This is a genomic window from Bacillus pumilus, assembly GCF_009937765.1.
GTDB classification, from domain to species: domain Bacteria; phylum Bacillota; class Bacilli; order Bacillales; family Bacillaceae; genus Bacillus; species Bacillus pumilus_O.
In genome coordinates this window covers 1582323-1604767 of record NZ_CP047089.1, presented here as the reverse complement: position 1 = coordinate 1604767, position 22445 = coordinate 1582323, and the positions used below count along the sequence as shown (strand labels likewise).

The 22445-nt window shown below is 41.9% G+C and carries 23 protein-coding genes, 1 pseudogene and 1 other annotated feature; of the genes and pseudogenes, 5 read left to right on the top strand and 19 right to left on the bottom strand.

Annotation, left to right across the window (positions count from 1 at the left end; translation table 11 throughout):
• Positions 1–9 precede the first annotated feature (9 nt).
• Positions 10–1284, bottom strand: a complete 1275-nt coding sequence (gene hisS, locus GPS65_RS07770) for a histidine--tRNA ligase (protein ID WP_060930053.1) — start codon at positions 1282–1284, stop codon at positions 10–12.
• A gap of 73 nt (positions 1285–1357) precedes the next feature.
• Positions 1358–1597 (bottom strand) — a binding site (T-box leader).
• A gap of 58 nt (positions 1598–1655) precedes the next feature.
• Complete coding sequence (locus GPS65_RS07765; protein ID WP_003216250.1) at positions 1656–1826, bottom strand: YrzK family protein; 171 nt, start codon at positions 1824–1826, stop codon at positions 1656–1658.
• A gap of 161 nt (positions 1827–1987) precedes the next feature.
• Here GPS65_RS07765 and GPS65_RS07760 point away from each other — a divergent pair, with 161 nt between their 5' ends.
• Entirely contained in the window at positions 1988–3544 is a 1557-nt protein-coding gene (locus GPS65_RS07760) for an N-acetylmuramoyl-L-alanine amidase family protein (RefSeq protein WP_457915873.1), read from the top strand.
• Positions 3545–3640: 96 nt separating this feature from the next.
• Here the strand turns inward: GPS65_RS07760 and dtd are convergent, their stop codons facing one another.
• The 8 genes and pseudogenes from dtd to GPS65_RS07720 form a co-directional block, all read right to left on the bottom strand.
• Positions 3641–4084 carry a D-aminoacyl-tRNA deacylase gene (dtd, locus tag GPS65_RS07755; protein WP_003216527.1) on the bottom strand — a complete coding sequence of 148 codons (444 nt, stop codon included), beginning with the start codon at positions 4082–4084 and terminating at the stop codon, positions 3641–3643.
• Positions 4085–4102: 18 nt separating this feature from the next.
• Positions 4103–6313, bottom strand: coding sequence for a RelA/SpoT family protein (locus GPS65_RS07750; protein WP_012010732.1), 2211 nt, complete (start codon positions 6311–6313; stop codon positions 4103–4105).
• 142 nt (positions 6314–6455) lie between these two features.
• Positions 6456–6968 (bottom strand): adenine phosphoribosyltransferase, encoded by a 513-nt coding sequence (locus tag GPS65_RS07745; RefSeq protein WP_003216770.1) that lies wholly within the window; start codon positions 6966–6968, stop codon positions 6456–6458.
• 23 nt (positions 6969–6991) lie between these two features.
• Entirely contained in the window at positions 6992–9316 is a 2325-nt protein-coding gene (gene recJ / locus GPS65_RS07740) for a single-stranded-DNA-specific exonuclease RecJ (protein WP_012010733.1), read from the bottom strand.
• A gap of 81 nt (positions 9317–9397) precedes the next feature.
• Positions 9398–9751, bottom strand: a complete 354-nt coding sequence (locus tag GPS65_RS07735) for a LapA family protein (protein WP_012010734.1) — start codon at positions 9749–9751, stop codon at positions 9398–9400.
• Positions 9752–9852: 101 nt separating this feature from the next.
• A pseudogene (locus GPS65_RS07730) lies at positions 9853–10118 on the bottom strand (cation:proton antiporter regulatory subunit); the annotation flags it as partial.
• A gap of 158 nt (positions 10119–10276) precedes the next feature.
• Positions 10277–12505, bottom strand: coding sequence for a protein translocase subunit SecDF (secDF, locus tag GPS65_RS07725; protein WP_012010735.1), 2229 nt, complete (start codon positions 12503–12505; stop codon positions 10277–10279).
• Between the two features lie 41 nt (positions 12506–12546).
• Positions 12547–12843: a post-transcriptional regulator gene (locus GPS65_RS07720; protein ID WP_003216788.1), complete on the bottom strand. Its 297-nt coding sequence runs from the start codon at positions 12841–12843 to the stop codon at positions 12547–12549.
• 115 nt (positions 12844–12958) lie between these two features.
• Between GPS65_RS07720 and spoVB the strand changes: the two genes are divergently transcribed.
• Positions 12959–14509 (top strand): stage V sporulation protein B, encoded by a 1551-nt coding sequence (gene spoVB / locus GPS65_RS07715; protein ID WP_041815779.1) that lies wholly within the window; start codon positions 12959–12961, stop codon positions 14507–14509.
• Position 14510: 1 nt separating this feature from the next.
• Here the strand turns inward: spoVB and GPS65_RS07710 are convergent, their stop codons facing one another.
• Positions 14511–15173, bottom strand: coding sequence for a DUF421 domain-containing protein (locus GPS65_RS07710; RefSeq protein WP_012010737.1), 663 nt, complete (start codon positions 15171–15173; stop codon positions 14511–14513).
• Positions 15174–15338: 165 nt separating this feature from the next.
• Between GPS65_RS07710 and GPS65_RS07705 the strand changes: the two genes are divergently transcribed.
• Positions 15339–15716, top strand: a complete 378-nt coding sequence (locus GPS65_RS07705; RefSeq protein ID WP_012010738.1) for a TIGR04086 family membrane protein — start codon at positions 15339–15341, stop codon at positions 15714–15716.
• Positions 15717–15767: 51 nt separating this feature from the next.
• Here GPS65_RS07705 and yajC read toward each other — a convergent pair whose 3' ends face one another.
• The 7 genes from yajC to GPS65_RS07670 form a co-directional block, all read right to left on the bottom strand.
• Positions 15768–16034: a preprotein translocase subunit YajC gene (yajC, locus tag GPS65_RS07700; RefSeq protein WP_003216659.1), complete on the bottom strand. Its 267-nt coding sequence runs from the start codon at positions 16032–16034 to the stop codon at positions 15768–15770.
• Positions 16035–16081: 47 nt separating this feature from the next.
• Positions 16082–17227 carry a tRNA guanosine(34) transglycosylase Tgt gene (gene tgt, locus GPS65_RS07695; protein WP_012010739.1) on the bottom strand — a complete coding sequence of 382 codons (1146 nt, stop codon included), beginning with the start codon at positions 17225–17227 and terminating at the stop codon, positions 16082–16084.
• 30 nt (positions 17228–17257) lie between these two features.
• Positions 17258–18286 (bottom strand): tRNA preQ1(34) S-adenosylmethionine ribosyltransferase-isomerase QueA, encoded by a 1029-nt coding sequence (gene queA, locus GPS65_RS07690; protein ID WP_012010740.1) that lies wholly within the window; start codon positions 18284–18286, stop codon positions 17258–17260.
• Positions 18287–18320: 34 nt separating this feature from the next.
• Positions 18321–18521 carry a DUF2905 domain-containing protein gene (locus tag GPS65_RS07685; protein WP_012010741.1) on the bottom strand — a complete coding sequence of 67 codons (201 nt, stop codon included), beginning with the start codon at positions 18519–18521 and terminating at the stop codon, positions 18321–18323.
• Complete coding sequence (gene ruvB, locus GPS65_RS07680) at positions 18514–19518, bottom strand: Holliday junction branch migration DNA helicase RuvB (RefSeq protein WP_012010742.1); 1005 nt, start codon at positions 19516–19518, stop codon at positions 18514–18516. The genes GPS65_RS07685 and ruvB overlap by 8 nt, the downstream gene beginning before the upstream one ends.
• Before the next feature lie 11 nt (positions 19519–19529).
• On the bottom strand, positions 19530–20135 hold the full coding sequence (ruvA, locus tag GPS65_RS07675) for a Holliday junction branch migration protein RuvA (RefSeq protein WP_012010743.1): 606 nt from the start codon (positions 20133–20135) through the stop codon (positions 19530–19532).
• A 148-nt stretch (positions 20136–20283) separates the two neighbouring features.
• Positions 20284–20784, bottom strand: coding sequence for an intercompartmental signaling factor BofC (locus GPS65_RS07670; RefSeq protein WP_176372696.1), 501 nt, complete (start codon positions 20782–20784; stop codon positions 20284–20286).
• 237 nt (positions 20785–21021) lie between these two features.
• Here GPS65_RS07670 and GPS65_RS07665 point away from each other — a divergent pair, with 237 nt between their 5' ends.
• A complete protein-coding gene (locus GPS65_RS07665) occupies positions 21022–21666 on the top strand; it encodes a serine/threonine protein kinase (protein WP_012010745.1) in 645 nt (214 codons plus the stop codon).
• A 230-nt stretch (positions 21667–21896) separates the two neighbouring features.
• Here the strand turns inward: GPS65_RS07665 and GPS65_RS07660 are convergent, their stop codons facing one another.
• A complete protein-coding gene (locus GPS65_RS07660) occupies positions 21897–22085 on the bottom strand; it encodes a hypothetical protein (RefSeq protein WP_088002195.1) in 189 nt (62 codons plus the stop codon).
• A 191-nt stretch (positions 22086–22276) separates the two neighbouring features.
• Here GPS65_RS07660 and GPS65_RS19290 point away from each other — a divergent pair, with 191 nt between their 5' ends.
• On the top strand, positions 22277–22423 hold the full coding sequence (locus GPS65_RS19290; RefSeq protein ID WP_012010747.1) for a hypothetical protein: 147 nt from the start codon (positions 22277–22279) through the stop codon (positions 22421–22423).
• Positions 22424–22445 lie beyond the last annotated feature (22 nt).

The window sequence follows — 22445 nt, the reverse complement described above, 5'->3', positions numbered from 1 at the left end:
ACTCCTTCTTTACGCCTTCTTGTGTGCCTTCATCATTTGAATCAGCTCATCAAGCTTCACTTCAATTTGTTCACCCGTTGTCGTATCTTTTACATTCACAATGTGCTGCGCGAGCTCATCTTCACCAAGGACAGCTATAAACTTGGCTTTCAATCGATCAGCCGCTTTAAATTGTCCTTTTAATTTCTTCCCTGTATAGTCCATTTCACTTGAAATGCCTTCTTTTCTCAGACGATTTAATAATGAAACAGCGTAATCTTTCGCATCATCACCTAGTGCAGCAATGTATAGATCAATGCCATCTTGCAGTGGAAGATCAATTCCTTCAGCATCGATTGCTGATAGGAAACGCTCAATACTCATAGCAAAACCGATTCCTGGTGATTCAGGACCGCCAATTCCTTCAACAAGTCCATCATATCGGCCACCGCCGGCTAATGTGGTAATCGCACCAAAGCCTTCAGCATTGCTCATGATCTCAAATGCTGTGTGATTGTAGTAATCAAGACCACGCACTAAGTTCGGATCGACGACATATTCAACGCCTATATCTGTTAAGTATTGTTTGACCTTTTCAAAATAAGTCCGTGATTCATCATTTAAGTAATCTTGAATGGATGGAGCCGTTGCCATCAATTCGTGGTCACGATCCTTTTTACAATCAAGAATTCGCAACGGATTTTGATGTAAACGAGTTTGACAGTCATGACAGAATTCATCGATTCTTGGCTCAAAGTGCTTAACAAGTGCCTCGCGGTAGTCTGCACGGCTCTCTTTGTCACCAAGGCTGTTAATGACGAGCTTTAAGTTAGAAAGACCTGCTTTCTCATAAACACTCATCGCAAGGGAAATCACTTCTGCATCAATGGCTGGATCCTTTGAACCGATCGCTTCAATCCCAAACTGATAAAATTGACGATATCTTCCCGTTTGCGGACGTTCATAGCGGAACATTGGCCCGATGTAATACAGCTTTGTTGGCTGCGCTGGCTGTGCAAATAATTTATTTTCAACATAGGAACGTACCGTTGATGCTGTCCCCTCTGGACGAAGGGTGATGCTGCGTCCCTTTTTATCTTCAAATGTATACATCTCTTTTTGAACGATATCGGTTGATTCGCCTACTCCCCGTGCAAATAGCTCTGTATGCTCAAAAATCGGTGTGCGGATTTCTTTGTATTGAAAAGCTGCACATGTATCTCTTGCAATTTGTTCAACATACTGCCAGCGTTCTGACTCTCCAGGTAAAATATCCTGTGTGCCTCTTGGAATATTAAAACTCATTTTTCGTCCTCCTACGACCATCATTCATTTTTTATGTGGACATATAAAAAACCCCCGCCTCTACTATGTGTATAGTAGGGACGAGAGTTATACCCGTGGTGCCACCCTAGTTGGAACATGATCTAGCCATGTTCCCGCTCAAATCCTTAACGCAGATTCACGTTCTCCGCCTATTGACTCATTTTTAGAGCGTTCAGCAGGAAACCTACAGAGTGTTCTTTCGTGATAAATGCCATGCGGATTCGCTTTCAGCCTAAGGCGATTCCTCTCTGCTCACGCAATTTACCCTACTATTCTCTATCATCAGTTCCACATTTTAAATTTTCAAGTGTGTTGATTTATATTATAATAAGGTCGGTGCTGCCACTCTGTCAACCCTTGCCGTGCCTCTTTTTCTTTTCCAGCTCTTCTTTTGACGTACATCCGTATTCAGATGCGGTTTCTTCAAGGAAGCCTGGTTGATCCATTTCGTCGTGCTGCCAGCGATCGATATCACGATGTCCATTATATTGCACTCGTCCTAATTTTCTGCTTAATCTCATGTTTGTACATCCTTTTATCACGTTTTTATTTAGTATAAACAGATTGATTCATTTTTATTAGGGAAACTGCAAGGAATTCATCCATTACATAACGAAATTACATTCATCGGTTTTACAAGGGAGGGGAAAACACCGTTTTGAATCTAAAAAAACACAATCAAATGATGATGCTTCTTACCTGTTTTGTTCTCATCGCAAGTACTTTGCCGATGGCACATGCTACAGCACAAACAGATCAAGCTGTGGTCGCTACAGATGAAATCAATGTGAGATCAGGTCCTGGCTTAAGCTATGGAATCGCAGCTGTTGTGAAGCGCGGAGAAAGCTATCCCATTCTCACGAAACAAGGCGAATGGGTACAGATCGGTCTATCGAACGGTCAAAAAGGCTGGGTCGTCTCATGGCTGATTACAACATCATCTGGCAGCCAAAAGGCTGCTAAGTCAAAGACGCAAAATCAAAGCTCATCTGGCAGCAGTTCTATTACATCGACAGCCACTGATCTTCGCATACGGACAGGCCCTGGGACTTCCTATCAAGTCGTCGGAACTTTCCCGCAAGGCGCTTCCGCTAAAAAGCTGCAGACAAGCGGCGAATGGACAAAAATTTCGTATAAACAAGCAGTAGGCTGGGTTCACTCTGATTATGTGTCAGGCGGCCAAAAGGCCTCTCAATCAAGCTCTGGCGAGTCCTCTCGCTCTAAACAGACAGGCACAGTTGGCGTATCGAGCTTGAATGTAAGGCAATCGGCAGCACCAAATGCACAAATTGTCGCTTCACTTGCCCGCAACACACAGGTTACTATTTTGCGCGAGCAGAACGGCTGGTATGAAATTGAGGCAAAAGGCGTGAAAGGCTGGGCAGCAAGCTATTACATCGTCACAAGCAATGGAGCGAGTTCAGCGGGTGAAAAGAACTCATCTTCTTCGACTTCCCAAAAGAAAGCATACATTGTCTACGATGGCACCAACATTCGAAAAAGCGCTTCTACTTCTGCTCAAATTGCAGAAAGAGCCACAAAAGGCGCTGCCTACCAAATTGTTCGCACGCAAGGTGACTGGTACGAGGTGACGTTATCAAACGGCGGAACTGGTTATGTAGCAAGCTGGGTCATTCAAACGAATAAAAATAGCAGCGAGGCACCAAGACCACAGCAGGATTCATCGTCAGGAACTGGTTCTTTAAAAGGAAAAACGATTGTTCTTGATCCAGGTCATGGCGGAAAAGACAGCGGCACGATTGGCGCAGATGGTGCCTTTGAGAAAAACATTACCATCAAAACCGCCAATTTACTGGCAGGCAAATTAAGGGCTTCTGGAGCAAATGTTTATTTAACTAGAAGTGAAGATACTTTTATCAGCCTTCAATCGAGGGTTGCGACATCTCATTACAGAAATGCAGATGCATTTATTAGTCTTCATTACGATAGTTTTATGGACCCAAGTGTCAGAGGAAGTACGGCGTATTATTATCAAGCAGCTAAAGACCAGCAATTAGCGACAAATGTTCATACAGAAGTCGCTAAACGCTCTCAAATCCCTGATAAGGGTGTGAAATTTGGAGATTATTTTGTGTTAAGAGAAAACAAACGTCCTTCTCTTTTATATGAACTCGGTTATTTAAGCAATCCTCAGGAGGAAGCCATCATCTATAGTGCCTCTTACCAAGAACGAGTGACAGAAGGAATGACAGAAGGATTAAAACAATATTTCCGCTAGAAAAAAGAGGCCACTGCGCCTCTTTTTTATTTTGTCGCAAAAGAAAAAGACTCTAAACAAACTCCTACAAGAGTTTATCTACAGTCTAAAGTGAATCTATTCTTTGCTATCCATCCAGATGGTGACGGGTCCTGAATTGGTCAATGACACATCCATCATTGCGCCAAAGCGGCCAGTTTCTACATGTATGCCTTTTTCTCTAAGGGCTTTATTGAAACATTCGTAAAGGGCGTTCGCAGCATCTGGCTTGGCTGCTTTCATAAAATTCGGCCTTCTGCCCTTTCTCGTATCACCATAAAGGGTAAACTGGGATACAGACAAAACGCTTCCTTTTACATCCAATAACGAATGATTCATTTTCCCGTTTTCATCCTCAAAAATACGTAAATGTGCAAGCTTATCAGCTAAATAATGCACATCTTCTTCTGTATCTTCGTGTGTGACACCAACGAGTACCATATATCCTTCATTGATGGCACCTGTGATCTCTTCTTCTACCTTCACAGATGCACTTGTCACACGCTGCACAACAAGTCTCATAGACGATATACTTCCTTTCTAATTCATGAATCGGCGAACAGAGTAAATGTCTTTGATTTGTTTAATGCGTTCTACCACTTTGTGCAAATGGTTAATGTTTTGGATAAAGATCGCCATATGAATCGTCGCCACTTTGTTACGATCAGACTTACCAGAAACTGACGAGATGTTCGTTTTCGTTTCGTTGACTGCTTGAAGCACCTCATTGAGTAAGCCGCGTCTGTCATATCCTAGTATTTCAATTTCCACATTGTATTCTTTACGGTTTCGAGCAGGCTGTTCATGCTCCCACTCTACCGGGATTAACCGTTCCTGCGCTTCTCCTGTTTTCACGTTCGGACAGTCATCACGGTGAACAGATACGCCTCGGCCTTTCGTAATAAAACCAACAATGCTATCACCAGGAACAGGGTTACAGCACTTAGATAAGCGGACAAGCAGGTTATCTATCCCTTTGACTCTTACGCCTGCTTCTCGTTTCTTCCCGTGATATGTCTTTGGCTCTACAGTCACTTCTTGAACCGTTTTTTCTTGTTCTTCTTGATCTCTTTGTTTTCTTTCTTTTTCAGTTAAACGATTGGCGACTTGGAGTGCAGTAATTCCGTTATAACCAACCGCTGCATACATGTCCTCTTCGTTTGAAAAATTAAATTTGTCAGCCACTTTTTGCAGGTTTTCAGCTGTCAGAATGTCTTTGACATCAAACTCAAGGTTTTTGATTTCTTTCTCCACGAGTTCTCGGCCTTTTTCGACATTTTCTTCACGGCGCTGTTTTTTGAAAAACTGTCTGATCTTGTGCTTCGCTTGGGAGGTTTGGGCAAGTTTGACCCAATCCTGACTTGGCCCATAGCTGTGCTTTGATGTCAGAATTTCAATAATGTCACCTGTCTTCAATTTATGATCGAGCGTGACCATCTTTCCGTTGACCTTCGCACCGATCGTTTTATTCCCAATTTCCGAGTGAATGCGGTAAGAAAAGTCAATCGGAACGGAACCTGATGGCAGTTCAATGACGTCTCCTTTTGGTGTAAAGACAAACACCATATCAGAGAACAGATCGATTTTTAACGATTCCATAAATTCTTCTGCATCTGTAGATTCATTTTGGAATTCAAGGATTTCTCTAAACCAAGAGAGCTTCTTCTGGAAGACCGCTTCCTCCGTTGATTCTGCTGACTCTTTTCCTTCTTTGTATGCCCAGTGCGCAGCAATTCCGTACTCTGCGATTTCGTGCATTTCCACTGTACGGATCTGAACTTCAAGCGGGTCTCCTTTTGGCCCAATCACTGTTGTATGGAGCGATTGGTACATGTTGGGCTTTGGCATGGCAATATAATCCTTAAACCTACCTGGCATCGGCTTCCAGCATGTATGGATAATCCCAAGCACGGCATAGCAGTCTTTAATGCTGTCAACCAAAATACGAACCGCCAGCAGATCATAAATTTCATTAAACTGCTTATTTTGCAAGACCATTTTGCGATAAATACTATAAATATGCTTTGGTCTTCCGGAAAATTCAGCCTTGATGTTTACCTCTGACACACGATCTTTTACTTCATTGACAACCTCGTCCAAGTATTCCTCTCGTTCCGCTCGTTTGCGCTTCATGAGATTCACGATCCGGTAATATTGCTGCGGATTTAAGTAACGGAGTGCTGTATCTTCAAGCTCCCACTTAATCTTTGAAATCCCTAATCTGTGCGCAAGCGGTGCAAAAATTTCAAGGGTTTCATTTGAAATTCTACGCTGCTTTTCCTGAGGAAGGTGTTTGAGCGTTCTCATATTGTGCAAACGATCTGCCAGTTTAATCAAGATCACGCGTATATCCTGCGCCATTGCTACAAACATTTTTCGATGGTTTTCGGCCTGCTGTTCTTCTTGTGATTTATATTTAATCTTCCCGAGCTTTGTTACACCATCAACAAGCATCGCAACTTCTTCGTTAAAATGCTCTTTTAAATCCTGTAATGTCACATCTGTATCCTCAACAACATCGTGCAGGAAACCGCCTGCAATGGTCGATGGGTCCATTTCAAGGTCAACAAGAATCCCCGCCACTTGAATTGGATGGATAATATAAGGCTCACCAGACTTCCGGTATTGCTCCTTATGTGCATTTTCAGCATATTCATATGCTCGCTCTATAAATTGAATATGTTCAGCGGACAGGTATTCTCTTGCCTTGTCAATGACCTGCTGCGCCGTTAAAACTTGTTCGTTCGCCATGGAATCACCTTTTTAAATGAAAACTGTATTGTAGTTTATTATCAAGAAAAATTCGATAGATGTAAAGAGAAGAAGTCCGCTAAAAGATTTTTGATAGGAAAAAAGCACCCTTCTTACCGAGTGCTTTTTGCGTAAAACTCCATTAGTATTGCATTAACGTCAAGATGTCGTAACCGTCAAGCTTCTTTCTGCCGTCCAGATACGTCAGCTCAATCAAGAATGCAATTCCTGCCACAACGCCGCCCAATTCCTCTACAAGCTTGATGGACGCTTCAATTGTTCCACCAGTCGCAAGTAAGTCATCTGTGATCAATACACGCTGACCAGGACGAATCGCATCTTTATGAATCGTTAATACATCTTTCCCATATTCTAAGCCGTATTCGACTTTAACGACTTCACGAGGAAGCTTTCCTTCTTTACGAACCGGTGCAAAACCTACACCAAGTGCGTATGCTACAGGGCAGCCAATAATGAATCCACGCGCTTCAGGTCCAACGATGAGATCAATGTCTCTTTCTTTCGCGTATTCAACGATTTGATCCGTTGCATAACGGTACACTTCGCCTTTATCCATTAACGTTGTAATATCTTTAAATTGTACACCTTCCTTTGGGTAGTCAGGTACAACTGTCACATATTGTTTTAAATCCATCTTTTCCTTTTCCTCCTCGTACGTCAAAGCACAGGTGAGACTTCGCTCATCATGCTATTCAGCCATTCCTTCAGCTCTTTGGCTGAGGAATATGTTAGTGTTTGATCGAGTTCCATCAATCGTTGTTTTGCTGTATAGGATGCTGATGCCGTTAAATCTTTTTTAGGGGCATCACGTACTATTGACAGCACACCATTCTCTATTTTAACAAAACCGAGTTCAAAAAACACCTTTGTCATAAAAATCATTGTATCTTTTGTCCAGCCTCTATGTTTCGCAAGCTCCATCCCTTGTTCCTTGAGAGGGAAACTTCCTCGTTTCAACAAGAATCCATACAACCATTTGAATTGATCGCGGCTAGGGAAAGAGGACATGAAATGATCTTCTTTTCTTTGGAAAACCGTATACACTCTCGCTGGCTTTTGATTTTCTAACAGCTGCCTTAGCAAGTGTTCATCTGCAGGTACATCTGCAAAAACGACATACTTGCCTTCTACATCGAATGTTGAAACATTTTCTGCATGAACATGATGAATCGGGATATTGACTTCCTGTTTTGTATCTTCGTCAAAACAGACCACCACATATTTTTCTGGGTCAAGCGTGAAGATGGTTTTTTCCCAATCATTTTTGCCGCGCAAATCAAACAGTTGCCATTCATCTACTCGGGCATCTTTCAGCATGAGCTGAGGTTTCTTCCGGTTATTCCATTCATTAATGGACATTTCACCAATGACGGAAATGCGGCTACCTGTGACAACTTCTTCTTTTAATTGACCTTGATGAAAACCGACACAGTCAAGCAGCTTATCTTCATCTTTCAGAGACATTTTAATATGATTCTGATTTGCTCCAATTGTTCGGATTTCTTCAAGTCTCGCATCTTCAATCATAATGAACGGCTTTGGGTTTTGCATGCCAAATGGTGACAGCATCCCCATTTCTTCAATCGCTTCAACCGTCAATTCGTCTACTTTACATACGGCATCGACCCGCTGAATCGGAATAAAATCTTCCTCTGTCAACGTTTCATTCGCATATTGATTTAATCTTTCCCTTAGTAAAGGTACATCATCCGCTCGAAGTGTCATACCCGCAGCCATCGGGTGCCCGCCGAAATGCGGCAGAATGTCGCGGCATTTGCTTAAATGGAAAAATAGATCGAAGCCAGGAATACTCCGCGCTGATCCTTTTGCCATTTGCGTCTCCTCATCTATTCCAAGCACAATCGCCGGACGAGAAAATGTATCCGTCAATTTAGAAGCAACAATTCCGACAACACCCGGATTCCAGCCCGCTTTCGCTACAACAATCGCAGACTGGTCATCACCTGTCTCTTCCACCATTTGAATGGCTTCTTCTGTAATCGTACTCACAATTTTTTGACGTTCTTTATTCAGTTCTTGTACAAAACGAGCGAGTTCTTCTGCCTCATCCTTATCTTCTGTCATGAGAAGATGGACAGCTGGATCTGCCTGTTCAATTCGTCCAACAGCATTTAGCCTTGGCGCAATTTGAAAGCCGACCGTTTCCTCATTTGCTTCTTCAAGAGTAGCGCCCGCTTCTTTCAATAACGCCTTCAGCCCTAGCCTATTCGACTGCCGAAGCTGCATAAGCCCTTTTTTAGCGAGCCATCTATTTTCATCATGAAGGGGCACAAGATCCGCAATTGTCCCAATTGCTGCAAGATCTAACAGCTGAGTTGGCAGCTTTCCAAGAAGTGCATGCGCCACTTTAAACGCCACACCTACACCGGCAAGTTCTTTAAAAGGATACTCACAACCTGGCTGCTTAGGATGGACAATCGCAAGTGCCTCAGGCAGCTCCTCACTTGGTTCATGGTGATCTGTAATGATCAGGTCTAATCCTATTTCTTTTGCAATACGTGCTTCATTTACAGCTGCAATGCCTGTATCGACCGTGATGACAAGCGATGCGCCTTGCTCTTTGATATATCGAAAAGCCTGTTCATTAGGCCCGTAGCCTTCTTTAAATCGATCTGGAATATAAAAGTCTACTTTCGCAGACAACTCTTTTAATGTATGTAAAAGCACAGACGTACTTGTCACACCATCCGCATCATAGTCTCCGAAGATCACAATCGATTCCTGCTCTTCGATCGCTTTGTTGATGCGCTCTACTGCTTCTTTCATTCCTTTTAATAGAAATGGATCATGGAATTCGGCTTTTTGATCAAATAAAAAAGACCTCGCTTCTTCTACTTCTTCGAGTCCTCTTTTTACAAGAAGCGATGCAGTCAGCGCTGAAATATTCAGATTTTCAGAGAGTGATTTCACTTTTTCTTCGCTTGGATGTTCATATTCCCAGCGCATTTTGGATAATAACATAAATTCACCCCTCAACCACACTATTATACTAGAGTGGCCTGAGGGGTTTCAATTTTTATTTTATGAAATTGTGCTGGAAGATTATTTTTCCTTCCGATCAAATGATGCTGGCTGTTCTTTTAAAGGCGTCACATTCGGTTTCTTTTGAACGTCTTTGTCGATCTTTTTATTCGAAACAACAGGTGCAGGTGCGGCTGCACGCTCAGCTTTTAAAGCCTTTAATTCACGTTTTAGTTTCACAATTTGGAAAATCCCTGCAAAAGCCACAATGAGTCCGCCCATGAGCACAGAACCAATAATGACAAGGATTAGCGGCCATTCAGCCGATCCAAATAAATAGTCAACTTGCACTGGCCGCACATTGATGACGGCAAATACTGAGACAATTAATACGAAAATAAATGCGAGTATGATGGTCCATTGTTGTTTGTTCATCTACATATCCCCCAAGCTTTTTCTTTTATTCTTCCCTTTTCATTGTCCTTTTTAAACACAGAAAGAAAAAGAGGAAGAAAATCTATCAGCGTGGGCATGAATTAGCTACTGAGTTTTTCTTTAATGAGGTTCTTTATTTCTTGTCTTTCTCCAGAAATAACAAGGGTATCCCCTTCTTCAATGACCGTCTTAGGTCCTGGGTTTAACATCTTCTCATGTGATTTCCTCACGATAGCGATGACTGTTACTTGATAGTTTTGGCGGACATTTCAGTTCATCAATCTACTTCTACAGTTTCAAGCGCTTTCGGCTTATATACCATGCCAGCTAAGATTGCTGCAATTTGTCTTGCTTCCTCATCGTTTACAAGATACCCGAACGGACACTTGCTTACTAGACTGATCTAAACGTATGTCATTATAGCAAAAGACCATTTCAAGATCAATGATACCGAAATGTTTACGAATCGCCTTAATCTCGGGAAATCTATAGAAAAAAGACTGCCAAACAGGCAGCCTTTCTCCATTAAATATCTTGCTCAGTATCAATCTTCGCCGGCTTTTTCAGATCACGGCCTTTCCACATAAGCCAAATTTGTGCTGCGATATATAGAGATGAGTACACCCCTGTTAACAGACCGACAAGTAAGGCGAGGGAGAAGTTTGTAATCGACGCCGATCCGAAGATAAGCAGTGCGATCACAACAATTACGACAGTGAGTACCGTATTGATAGATCTTGTAAAGGTTTGCTGTAAACTCAAGTTGACGATGTAAGATAGATCTTCTACCGTTTTTGGTTTACGTTTCTTCATTTGCTCACGAACCCTATCGAACGTCACGATCGTGTCATTGATCGAATATCCGATCACCGTGAGGATCGCCGCAATGAAGGTCACATCGACCTCTAATCGTGTAATACTAAAGAATGCCACAATGAAGAATGCATCATATAAAAGGGAAGCAATCGCTGCAATGGCCATCTTATATTCAAACCGAATGGAAACATAAATAATGATCCCAATCGAAGCAATGATGATGGCATATAAAGCATTACGTGCAAGTTCTTTTCCGACCGTAGGAGACACCGTGCTGACGTTCGGTTCTGTTCCATACTTATCTTTAAAGTAATCTTTCACTTCTGCAATTTTTTCTTTATTTGGCACACCAACAAATCGTGCCGCTGCTTGATTTTCTTTTTGACCAGATAATACAACACTATCTGTATCAAGATCTAATTTGTGAAAGTCTTGCTCGATTTGAGCAGTTGACAGCTTATGGTCACTTTGAATGTCTACTCTTGTACCACTTGCAAAGTCAATACCCGCATTGAGTTTGAAAATCGAAAGGACGATAATTCCCGCAATGGTAATGGCTATTGAGAAAATCATGAAACCTTTTCGCTTGCTGACAAAATCCCATTTATCAAATGGTGTTTTTGGTTCAGTATTTTCTGTTGTTTCATGAATATCGATAATGTCTTTTTGACGGACACCAAACCAGCCTTTCTTGCGATCGAGCGCGCGGCTTTCCACAAGCAGACCAAGAAGGAATCTTGATAGGAATACAGCCGTAATAAAGCTTGTTAAAATGGAAAGGATCAGCATAGTCGCAAACCCTTTTACAGAACTTGTCCCAAAGAAGAAAAGGACGCCCCCTGCAATAATACTCGTTAAGTTTGCATCAAAGATGGTTGCAAATGATCGGCGGTTTCCTGACCTGAAAGCAGAACGGACAGATTTACCGAGCTTAAGCTCCTCTTTGATTCGTTCATATGTGATGATGTTGGCATCAACCGCCATCCCTACTCCAAGAATCAACGCCGCAATTCCAGGAAGTGTCAGAACAGCACCCATCCAGTCAAATACCTGTAAAGTAATATAGATATACGTTGATAACGTAATAACAGCAATAAGACCAGGTATTCGGTAATAAAAAAGCATGAATAAGAAAATGAGGGCAATTCCCACAATCCCTGCAAAAACAGTTTCATTTAATGCCTGTTCACCGAATTGCGCACTCACTGATGTGGAGTACTTTTCAGTTAATTTCACTGGCAATGCCCCAGCATTTAAAATACTAGCAAGGTCTTTTGCCTCTTGGACAGTAAATTTCCCTTCAATTTGCACGTCACTGCTGTTAATTTCTTGATTCACATTCGGTGCAGAGACATACTTGTGGTCTGATTTTGAGACTTCTTTTTTGAAGGAATCTCCTTTGTTGTAATCAAGCCAAATGACAAGCTGGTTATTCGGCGCCATCGCCGCTACTTTTCTTGTGACGTCACCAAATTTTTTCGCATCCTTTAGTTTAACCGTCACAATTGGCTCATTCGTTTGACTGAATGTTTGTTTTGCACTGTTTTCGACTAGGTCAGCCCCGTTTAGGAGTTCTTTATCATTCGTATCTCTGAAGGATAGCTGTGCTTCAGTGGAAAGAATCTCCCTAGCTCTATTTTGATCTTTTACTCCTGCAAGCTGCACACGGATACGATTGTTGCCTTCAATCGAGATGTTCGGCTCACTTACACCTAGCACATTGGCTCTTCGGTTCAAAGCCTCCACTGTACTGACGAGGACACTATTTGTAATCTTGTCCTCTTTTTTCACTGGATGTACATCATACAGGACTTCAAATCCACCCTGTAAATCCAGCCCTAGCGTCATATCTTTCGCAACAGGCTTTGTTAGTAAGCCTACGCCAGTTCCGATTAACAGAACCACTAAGAAAAACGCAAGAATGCGCCCTTTTTTCATTATGTATTTCCTCCTTAAACACCTGAATCCATTAAGATGGCTTATTTCAACAGTTCATCTAGCATATTCTTGCCATCTTCACTGTCCAAAAAAGCAGACGTTTTAAACGACTGAACGGTTGCATAGTTCATAAATTCGCCAATTTTCACAGATAAAATATCTGCAACCATTTCATGAATCGGATACTCTTGTTTTTTCTTCCATTTCTTATTCTCTAAGTATGACCATAATTCCTCTAAATCTACATCTTTATAGCCCAAAACGATGAATTCTTCAAGCTTACTGAACAGAAAAGGCTTTAAATGGTCTTTGTAAATTGCAGCCGGATGTTGTGTCAATGGGATGCTCCCCCTTTTCAGTTTTTATCGAGAGACTTGTCATGCTTGGACGATATACACGCATATCTTATTGTATATGATTCTATGTCGTTTGAGAAGGCAGGTGATCTTTGATTTGACAAAGCAAACGTTTTTAAAGGGAACGATTATTTTAATTTTAGCAGGTTTTATCACGAGAATATTGGGTTTTGTCAATCGAATTGTGATTGCAAGGTTCATTGGCGAAGAAGGAGTCGGGCTTTATATGATGGCTGCTCCTACCTTTTTTCTCGCTGTGACGCTGACACAATTCGGACTGCCTGTCGCTATAAGTAAGCTTGTCGCAGAAGCAGAAGCCCGCGGAGACAAACAGAAAACAAAACGAATTCTTGTCATGTCTCTTGCAGTAACAGGGACACTCAGCCTGATATTCACGCCGCTCTTTTTATGGTTTGCACCCATCATGGCAGAAAATATGCTGACAGATCCTAGAACGGTTTATCCACTTCTTGCTATTACGCCTGTTGTCCCAGTCATCGCTATTTCCAGTGTACTGAGAGGATATTTTCAAGGCAGACAGCAAATGAGCCCGCTTGCCATATCTCAAGTGCTGGAACAGGTTGCAAGAATTTCTCTAGTAGCCGTATGTACAACAGCTTTTCTTCCTTATGGGATTGAATTTGCGGCAGCAGGTGCGATGATTTCATCTGTCATTGGAGAGATGATTTCACTTGCTTATTTACTAATTGCCTTTCGTTACAAAAAGACCATTCGCATTCGAAAACGATTTTTCAAGGCAATTCATGACGGTAAGGACACATTTAAGCAGCTGATGAGTATTGCCCTGCCAACAACAGGCAGCCGTTTTATCGGGAATATTTCGTGGTTTTTAGAGCCGATAGTTGTCGCGCAAAGTCTTGCGATTGCTGGATACGCGGCTGTTGAGGCGACAAGGCAGTACGGGGAGTTGACCGGGCTTGCGCTGACTCTTTTGACACTGCCTAGCTTTATTACGTATTCTCTCTCCACTGCACTGGTCCCGGCGATCAGTGAAGGAATGGAGCAGAACAAACGCAAAACGGTCGAATACAGGCTGAAGCAGGCGATGCGTCTTTGTTTACTCAGTGGGGGTATTTCCTGTATTATTCTTTTTGTTTACGCAGAAGATTTAACACTCTTTATGTATGGTTCATCGCATGCGGCGATTTATGTGAAATTCATGGCTCCATTTTTTCTATTATATTATTTTCAAGGGCCGCTTCAAGCCGTCTTACAAGCACTCAATTTAGCTGGTGCGGCGATGACGAATAGTCTGATAGGTGCTGTCGTGAAAACAGGAATGATCTTTGTTCTTGCCTCGCAGCCAGGCTTTGGCATTATGGGGGCAGCACTTGCCATTTTAATCGGCATCGTCCTTGTCACGCTGCTTCATGCGGCAACTGTCGGTAAAGTACTGCCTATTCATTTACCAATAAAAGAATATGGGGTATGCGTTCTTGTGATTATCGGTACTGGGGCTGTGAGCCTTTGGCTGAAGTCTCAAATGAACGGATTCTTCTCTGCCCCTATTGAGCTCGTTATGCTGATTTTTGTAACGTGCGCGCTGTATGTCATTCTATTAATCTGTCTCGGTCTAGTGAAGAAAGAAGAGCTGCGCCGCATCCCGTTGATTGGGAAGCTGCTCTAGCTCATCTTTTTTTGACCACTTCATCTTTCAAATCAATATAAAATGTCTTTTGATTAAAGCTGCAGTATGAAATCTGCTCTATATCATGATAGCCCCTTTTGGTTAGCTCATCTTTCAACCATTGTTCATTTTGATTAATTTGCTTCAGGTGATCATGCTGCACAACCCCATCTGCAATAAGTGGCAACTCAAGCGCTCCATGTGTGTGCTTGTTTTCTTTTTCAACAACGGCGAGCTTTCCAGATGGTTCTAAAATGGCGTAAGAGACATCCTGAATGCTATCGATGTTGTTTTCTCTTAACTGAATGAGCAGATCATCAAAATTGTATCGCTGTTTTCTCATCGCACCTTCGTCAATTTTCCCATTGATGATGAGTAGGACCGGTTTGCCATCAAGAAAACGCCGGACACCTTGGAATTTCAATGAGAGGTAGGCAAGTGTAATCTGAATGAAGGTTAACAGCAGAATCGGCCATACCGTATGTAACATATGATCCTCGACTTCTTCTATAGCGAGAACTGCAATTTCTGCGATCATCATAAAAATGACAAGATCTAAAATGCTTAATTCTCCAATCTCTCTTTTGCCCATTAGCCGAAAAATAAACCAAATAAGAAAATATAAAATGATTGTTCTCATAGAGATAATCAAGATTTCCTGCATATGATGTAAACCCTCCTTCTCTCACATAGCTTGTGTCAAAACCCTTTATTTATGTAGAAAAGAAAGCCTCTGTTTTTATCGTGAGAAACATGTCTATTTTTTCTTCCATGTGAATACATTTTAGTAAAAGACAAGCTTCGGTCAATTGGAGAGGAGACGAATCACATGCAGGAAACGAAACAAATCGGAAAAGGGATTTTATCCGGCTTAATGGCGATTTTTATCGTCATGATTGTCACAAGCTTACTTGTATCGCTTATGCTTACCTTCACAAGTATGCAGGAAGCATCGTTTAAATGGATGATTATGATTTTGTCCTTTGTGGCACTTTTATTAGGCGGGATCATTTCTGGAGGAAAAGCAAAGGAGCGCGGCTGGCTCATTGGTGCGATCACTTCGCTGACCTTTTCTGTCACTGTATTCTTGTTTCAATATTTAGGGTTTGGAGAAACTTTTTCACCAGAGCAGTTCATCTATCATGGGGCATTTTTAGGCATTTGTATGTTCGGCGGAATGATTGGCGTCAATCTTCGAGGCAAATAAAAAAAGAGCGGATCTATATCGCTCTTTTTTTTATGGCTATGTATTGGAGGATTAGCCTTTGTCAGCTAATTCTCTAATAGCACGACGATCGAAAGTTAAACGGTTGTTTTCGCTTGTTTTGATGACCACTTTTGATTCATCAATGTAGTCGATTTCACCGTGTAAACCACCGATTGTGACGATTTTATCGCCTTTTGATAAAGATTGCTGCATCTGACGCACAGCTTTTTGTTGCTTTTGCTGTGGACGGATTAATAAGAAGTAAAGCACAGCAAACATGACAACAATCATAATGATTGAACCCATACCACCATCCATTCTATTTCACCCCTTTCTAATGCATTGTAAAGCTTTTCGTTTATGCATTAAAAGTTTTTCGCATTCGGTTCGTTAAAGCCGTAACGCTCAAAAAACTCTTCTTTAAAATCACCTAAACGATCCTCACGGATAGCTTCTCTCACTTGCTCCATTAATTTTAACAGAAAATGAAGATTATGATAAGTTGTTAATCGAATTCCGAACGTTTCATTTGTTTTGATCAAATGTCTAATATAAGCACGTGTGTAGTTTTTACATGTGTAGCAGTCACAATTTTCATCGATTGGTCTAAAATCACGCTCATATTTTGCATTTTTCACAACAAGACGTCCTTCGCTCGTCATGAGCGTACCGTTTCTCGCAATTCGTGTTGGCAATACGCAGTCAAACATATCTACACCGCGAATGGCACCGTCAATTAAGGAATCTGGCGAGCCGACGCCCATTAAGTACCTTGGCTTGTCTGCTGGTAACAATGGCGTTGTGAACTCAAGTACACGGTTCATCACATCTTTTGGTTCCCCAACAGATAAACCTCCGATAGCGTAGCCTGGGAAATCAAGTGACACGAGATCTTTTGCACTTTGTTTACGAAGCTCTTCGTATTCTCCGCCTTGGATGATTCCAAACAGTCCTTGATCCTCTGGACGTTGATGCGCTGTTAGGCAGCGTTCTGCCCATCTGCTTGTCCGCTCTACAGAACGTTTCATGTAATCGTATTCTGCTGGATATGGCGGGCATTCATCAAATGCCATCATAATATCAGAGCCAAGCGCATTTTGGATGTCCATCGCCTTCTCAGGAGAAAGAAACAGCTTATCTCCATTTAAATGATTACGGAAGTGAACGCCTTCTTCTTCAATTTTTCTAAATTCACTCAAAGAGAAGACTTGGAAACCGCCTGAATCGGTTAAAATCGCTCGATCCCAGTTCATAAATTTGTGCAGGCCGCCTGCTTCTTTCACAATGTCATGACCCGGACGGAGCCATAGGTGGTACGTATTGCTTAAGATGATACCTGCTTCCATTGCCTTTAGTTCTTCAGGTGCCATCGTTTTGACTGTAGCCAGTGTACCTACCGGCATAAATACAGGCGTGTCAAATGAGCCGTGCGGTGTATGAACGCGCCCGAGTCGTGCACCTGTTTGTTTGCATGATTTAATGAACTCATAACGTATCGGTAATTGCGACAAAATGAGCCCTCCTGTCTTTGTTGTATGATGTTATTGAATCAGCATGGCATCGCCAAAGCTGAAGAAGCGATATTCCTCTTTTACAGCTTCATTGTATGCCTTTAGGACATGCTCTCGCCCAGCTAATGCACTGACAAGCATGATTAACGAGGATTTTGGCAGATGAAAATTCGTGATCATGCCATCAATTGCCTTGAATGTATAGCCTGGGTAAATAAAGATTGACGTCCAGCCGCTTGACGCTTTGAATTCGCCATCATGCGCACTTGCAATGGTTTCGAGCGTTCTTGTTGACGTTGTCCCCACTGAAATAATCCGCCCGCCTTCCTTGCGAACGCGATTAAGCTCAGCCGCTGTTTCTTCATTCATTTCGTAAAACTCTGCGTGCATTTCGTGTTCTTCAATACGATCTGCACTGACCGGACGGAAAGTACCAAGTCCCACATGCAGAGTAATGAATGCGATGTGCACACCCTTTTCTTTCAGCGCATCCAGCAGCTCGTTTGTAAAGTGAAGACCAGCAGTTGGAGCAGCAGCGGAGCCGACCTCTTTTGAATACACCGTTTGATAGCGTTCACGATCGTCAAGCTGTTCTTTAATATAAGGAGGTAGCGGCATTTCCCCAAGAGATTCAAGGACTTCATAAAAAATGCCAGTATACTGAAACTCAACTTTTCTGCCGCCATGTTCTAATTCTTCTGTACATACCGCTTGAAGCCGTCCATCACCAAATGTGATCACTGTTCCTTTTTTCACTCGTTTGGCTGGTTTCACAAGTGTTTCCCATTTGTCTCCTTCCTCTTGTTTTAAGAGAAGAAGTTCAACTTTTGCACCTGTATCCTCTTTCATTCCAAACAACCGTGCCGGCAGAACGCGTGTATTATTTAAAACGAGGCAATCACCCGTTTGAAAATAATCGGTAATTTGTGAGAATGTATCGTGTGTCACTTCACCCGTTTGTTTGTTTAAGACCATCAGTCTTGATGCGTCACGTTTTTCAAGCGGTACTTGTGCAATTAATCTTTCTGGTAAATCAAAATCAAATAGTTCTAACTTCATTTCCTTCACCTATTCTGTAGTTAACTAGTTAACGTTATTTCATCCGTCCAAAGATATTCAGTAATATCGTGAGCACGATGCTAATGACAATGCAGGTGATCACAGGAAAAAAGAAGGTCACATTTCCTTTTTTCACAAAAATATCACCTGGAAGCTTACCAACCAATTGAAATACTAACCCTGCGGCAAAAAGGACACCACCTAAAATCATCAATATTTTAGGGAATTCAGTCACGAATCGGAACCTCCATTTGAAAGTGTTCATACGCTTCTCTTGTGACGACTCGTCCTCTTGGTGTTCTTTGTAGGAAACCAATTTGCAGTAAATACGGTTCGTACACATCTTCAATCGTATGTGATTCTTCTCCAATTGTCGCTGAGATTGTGTCAAGCCCAACAGGACCGCCTCTAAATTTTTCAATCATACTTAAAAGCAGCTTATGATCGATATGATCAAGACCAAGCTTGTCGACTTGAAGGCGCTCAAGGGCATCTTCCGCAATGTCCTCGGTAATCGAATGATTTCCAAGCACCTGGGCAAAATCTCTTACTCTTCTGAGTAGACGATTGGCAACCCTCGGCGTACCGCGGGAACGTCTTGCGATCTCTTCGGCTGAGCGAAGATCAATTCCAATCTCGAACAGCTCTGCTGTTCTTGAAACAATGTGAGCCAAATCTCTTTGCTCATAGTATTCCAATCTTGCATGTACCCCAAACCTGTCACGAAGCGGCGCTGTTAAAAGTCCAACACGGGTTGTAGCACCTACAAGTGTAAATGGCGGTAAATCAAGCCGTACAGAGCGCGCTGTATCTCCTTTGCCAATGACGATATCTAAACAAAAATCCTCCATTGCTGGATAAAGTACTTCCTCAATTGAACGCTGCAAGCGATGAATTTCATCTATAAACAACACATCACCTGGCTCAAGAGACGTTAAAATCGCCGCCAAATCACCAGGACGTTCAATCGCTGGTCCAGATGTTGTACGCAGCTGAACATTCATTTCATTGGCAATAATTGACGCAAGCGTCGTTTTCCCGAGTCCGGGCGGTCCGTATAAGAGGACGTGATCGAGCGTTTCCTGCCTCATACGGGCAGCTTCAATAAACACACTGAGGTTATCCTTAACTTTTTGCTGACCGATATATTGGCTAAGTGTCTGAGGCCGCAGACTTTGCTCAATGGCTGATTCATGGTTGTCTGCTTCAGTTGAGACGAGCCGTTCATCCATGAGACATCACCCTATTTCAACATTTTTTGTAAAGCTTTTTTCACATATTGATCGGTTGTGAGATTCTTTTCTTCTTTTAACAATGGATATACCTTTTTAATTTCGCGATCACCGTATCCAAGAACACTTAAGGCTTCAAGCGCTTCGTCTAATGCCGTTTGCTGCGTTTCGACCTGAATATGGTCCTCGTGATTAAATAGATTGCCAATCATTTCAGGAACAACATCCGCTAGCTTTCCTTTTAGATCGAGAATGATTTGGCGAGCTGTCTTTTTGCCAACGCCAGGGAACTTAATCAGGAACGCTTCATCTTCACGTTCTATCGCTGAGATCACAGCGCCAGGATCACCGGAAGCAAGAATCGCTAGAGCCCCCTTCGGCCCAATCCCTGTGACATTTAACAGTTTTGTGAACAGCGCTTTTTCTTCTCGTGTTTGAAATCCATATAACGAGAAAGCGTCTTCCTTTATGTAATGATACGTATAAATCGTTTCTTGTTTATTGATTTGATAGATAAACGGGTTTGGGCTATAGACTTGATATCCCACTCCGCCGTTTTCTATGACAACATATTGCGGGCACACATAATCAATGGTCCCTTTTACAAACTCTATCACCGTTTTCACCTCTTTGACTGTTCTTCATTGTAACATAAATCGAGAAGAAAACCGCAATAAAAGTTAACATACGTTCGCTCAATCCATTTTTACGATGACACCACGAAAAACAGCTTGCGGCCTTCACACCAGCAAGCTGTTATACGCGTTAAAACGATATTTCATTTCGGTAAGGTTTCATGACTTCAAGCACATGCTCAAATTCATCCTTTGTTCGAAAAGGAATGCCTTGCTCAAGCTGCTCCTCCACATGACTTTCTAAACGGGACGTATCAATTTGAAAAAAGAGATGAATGGGCTCCGCCCAGCCGTCAGGCCTTCCATGAAACGTAGAAATCACACCGTCCTCTGATAATCCGATATATCCATTTGCTTTACTTAATGGAGAGATATCATCAATTTGCTTTCTAAAAAGCGCAAAATCCTCTTTCTGTTCTACTAGCGTCCAGCCTTTATACTGCGACCAGAATGTGTCTTTGTCTTCTAATGATGCCCGGTGTCTTTCAATACTCACATCTCCGTCTAGATAGACTTTTTCAAGCTGTACGGTGATCGAGTTTGACTGCTTTTGCAAGTGTTCTTTTCCCTCCATATCCGCAGCGAAAAAAAGCACACTTGTCATGATAAGTCCTGTAACGAAACATTTCATCTTCACTTTCACTATTTACACCTCTTTAAAACATGAGATCGATGCATGACATATGTAGTTTGACCCATTTTTCTAAACATTAACCAAATCGATGATATGAATATATGGGAAGAGTCTTTCGTTGTATCCTTCATTCGTAAATGGTATGTTTTATACAATCCATTGCTTTATCGAATGCTCGGTTTTTCATCATTCGTTTTTCAGCCGCATAAACTGAAACCAAAGAAGGTGAAGTCAATGTCAGAAGTCAAAAGATTAGCCGAATCGATTCAGTATCATGAGGATAAACGTCTTCATAAGCTTGCCTTTAAACCGGCAGAGCTTGAGCTGTGCGGCAAAGGAAGAAGTGCCTATGTCTTTTCATACAAAAAAGACGGCAAGAAAATGGCGCTAAAAGTCTTTTTCCCTTCTTATCAACATATTGCCCGTAAAGAAGCCGCCATTTATGAAAAACTCTCTGGTTCGTCTTACTACCCTGAGATTTATGAATCTGGGGATCAGTATATTTTAATGGAATATATTAAAGGAAATACTTTTTATGAATGCCTCACAAAGGGGATTCCTATTAAAAAACAAATGATTGAACAAGTCGATGATGCGCTAGAAGAAGCACGCGAGAAAGGGTTGAACCCTTCTGACATCCACCTGCGGAATCTGATCTTAACAAAGGAAGGACAGGTCAGGGTCATCGACGTTGCCCGTTTCACACAAACAAAAGCATGCCATCAATGGGATGACTTAAAAGCCGCTTACGCTTATTATCAAAAGCCTTTTTTTCCGAAAAAAGCACCACGTCTATGGCTTGAAGTGATTGCTTATTTCTATAAAAAGAACTGGCTGTCCCGTGGTCAGCTTAATAATCGGAATGATTTCTCTGCATAATGAAAGCCGCTCTTACCGAGCGGCTTCAGATTGTTGACAAAGGGCTAAAATGATTTTGATTTTAGCCCTTTGTCTTCTTTTCAGCGTGATAGAAAACCTTTGAAGTCTAGGAAGGACGAGTACTGGCGCGGAGCGAATTTGTCATTCGTGAGCACCAGCACGCAGGACTAACAACGAATGCGAGGGTTTGTCTACACGCTGAGCCGCTCTTACCGAGCGGCTTTTCTGTGTCAATCTGTTTCTGTTTCAACATGGATGCTATTCACATTTAATAAGTTAATGATTTCATTATTCAGCTTAAACCAATGATTGGCTTCTTCAATTTTCTTATACACATCATAGGTAGCTGGACGTTTTAGCTCAAAATCAAGCACTTCCCCATTGTTCATATGAAATGTTACTTTAAATACTTTCATCATAAGATCACCTTCCACTCTCTCTTGTTAGCTGGCCAAATAGATCGGCTCTTTTCATTCATTCTCTACTCAACTCGTTTCCCCTCCTTCTTTCCTTTCAAACACAAGAAGTTTAAATTTTGTTTAAATTCAAACAACATCTCTATCTCTCTTCTTTGCAAAGAAGTATATGATTTAAAAAGGAGGTTTTCTTTATGAAACGGAAAAAGAAACGAACATCTCCAGAAAGACAAACAGTCTTGTTTCATTTAACAGATGCCCTCATTCCAAGTCTGGACATGATAGGGGTTGCATTAAAGGCATTTTTCCACCTCTTAAGAAAAACCTTTTCCGTGATCTGATATAAAGCCCCGCAGGTTCTTT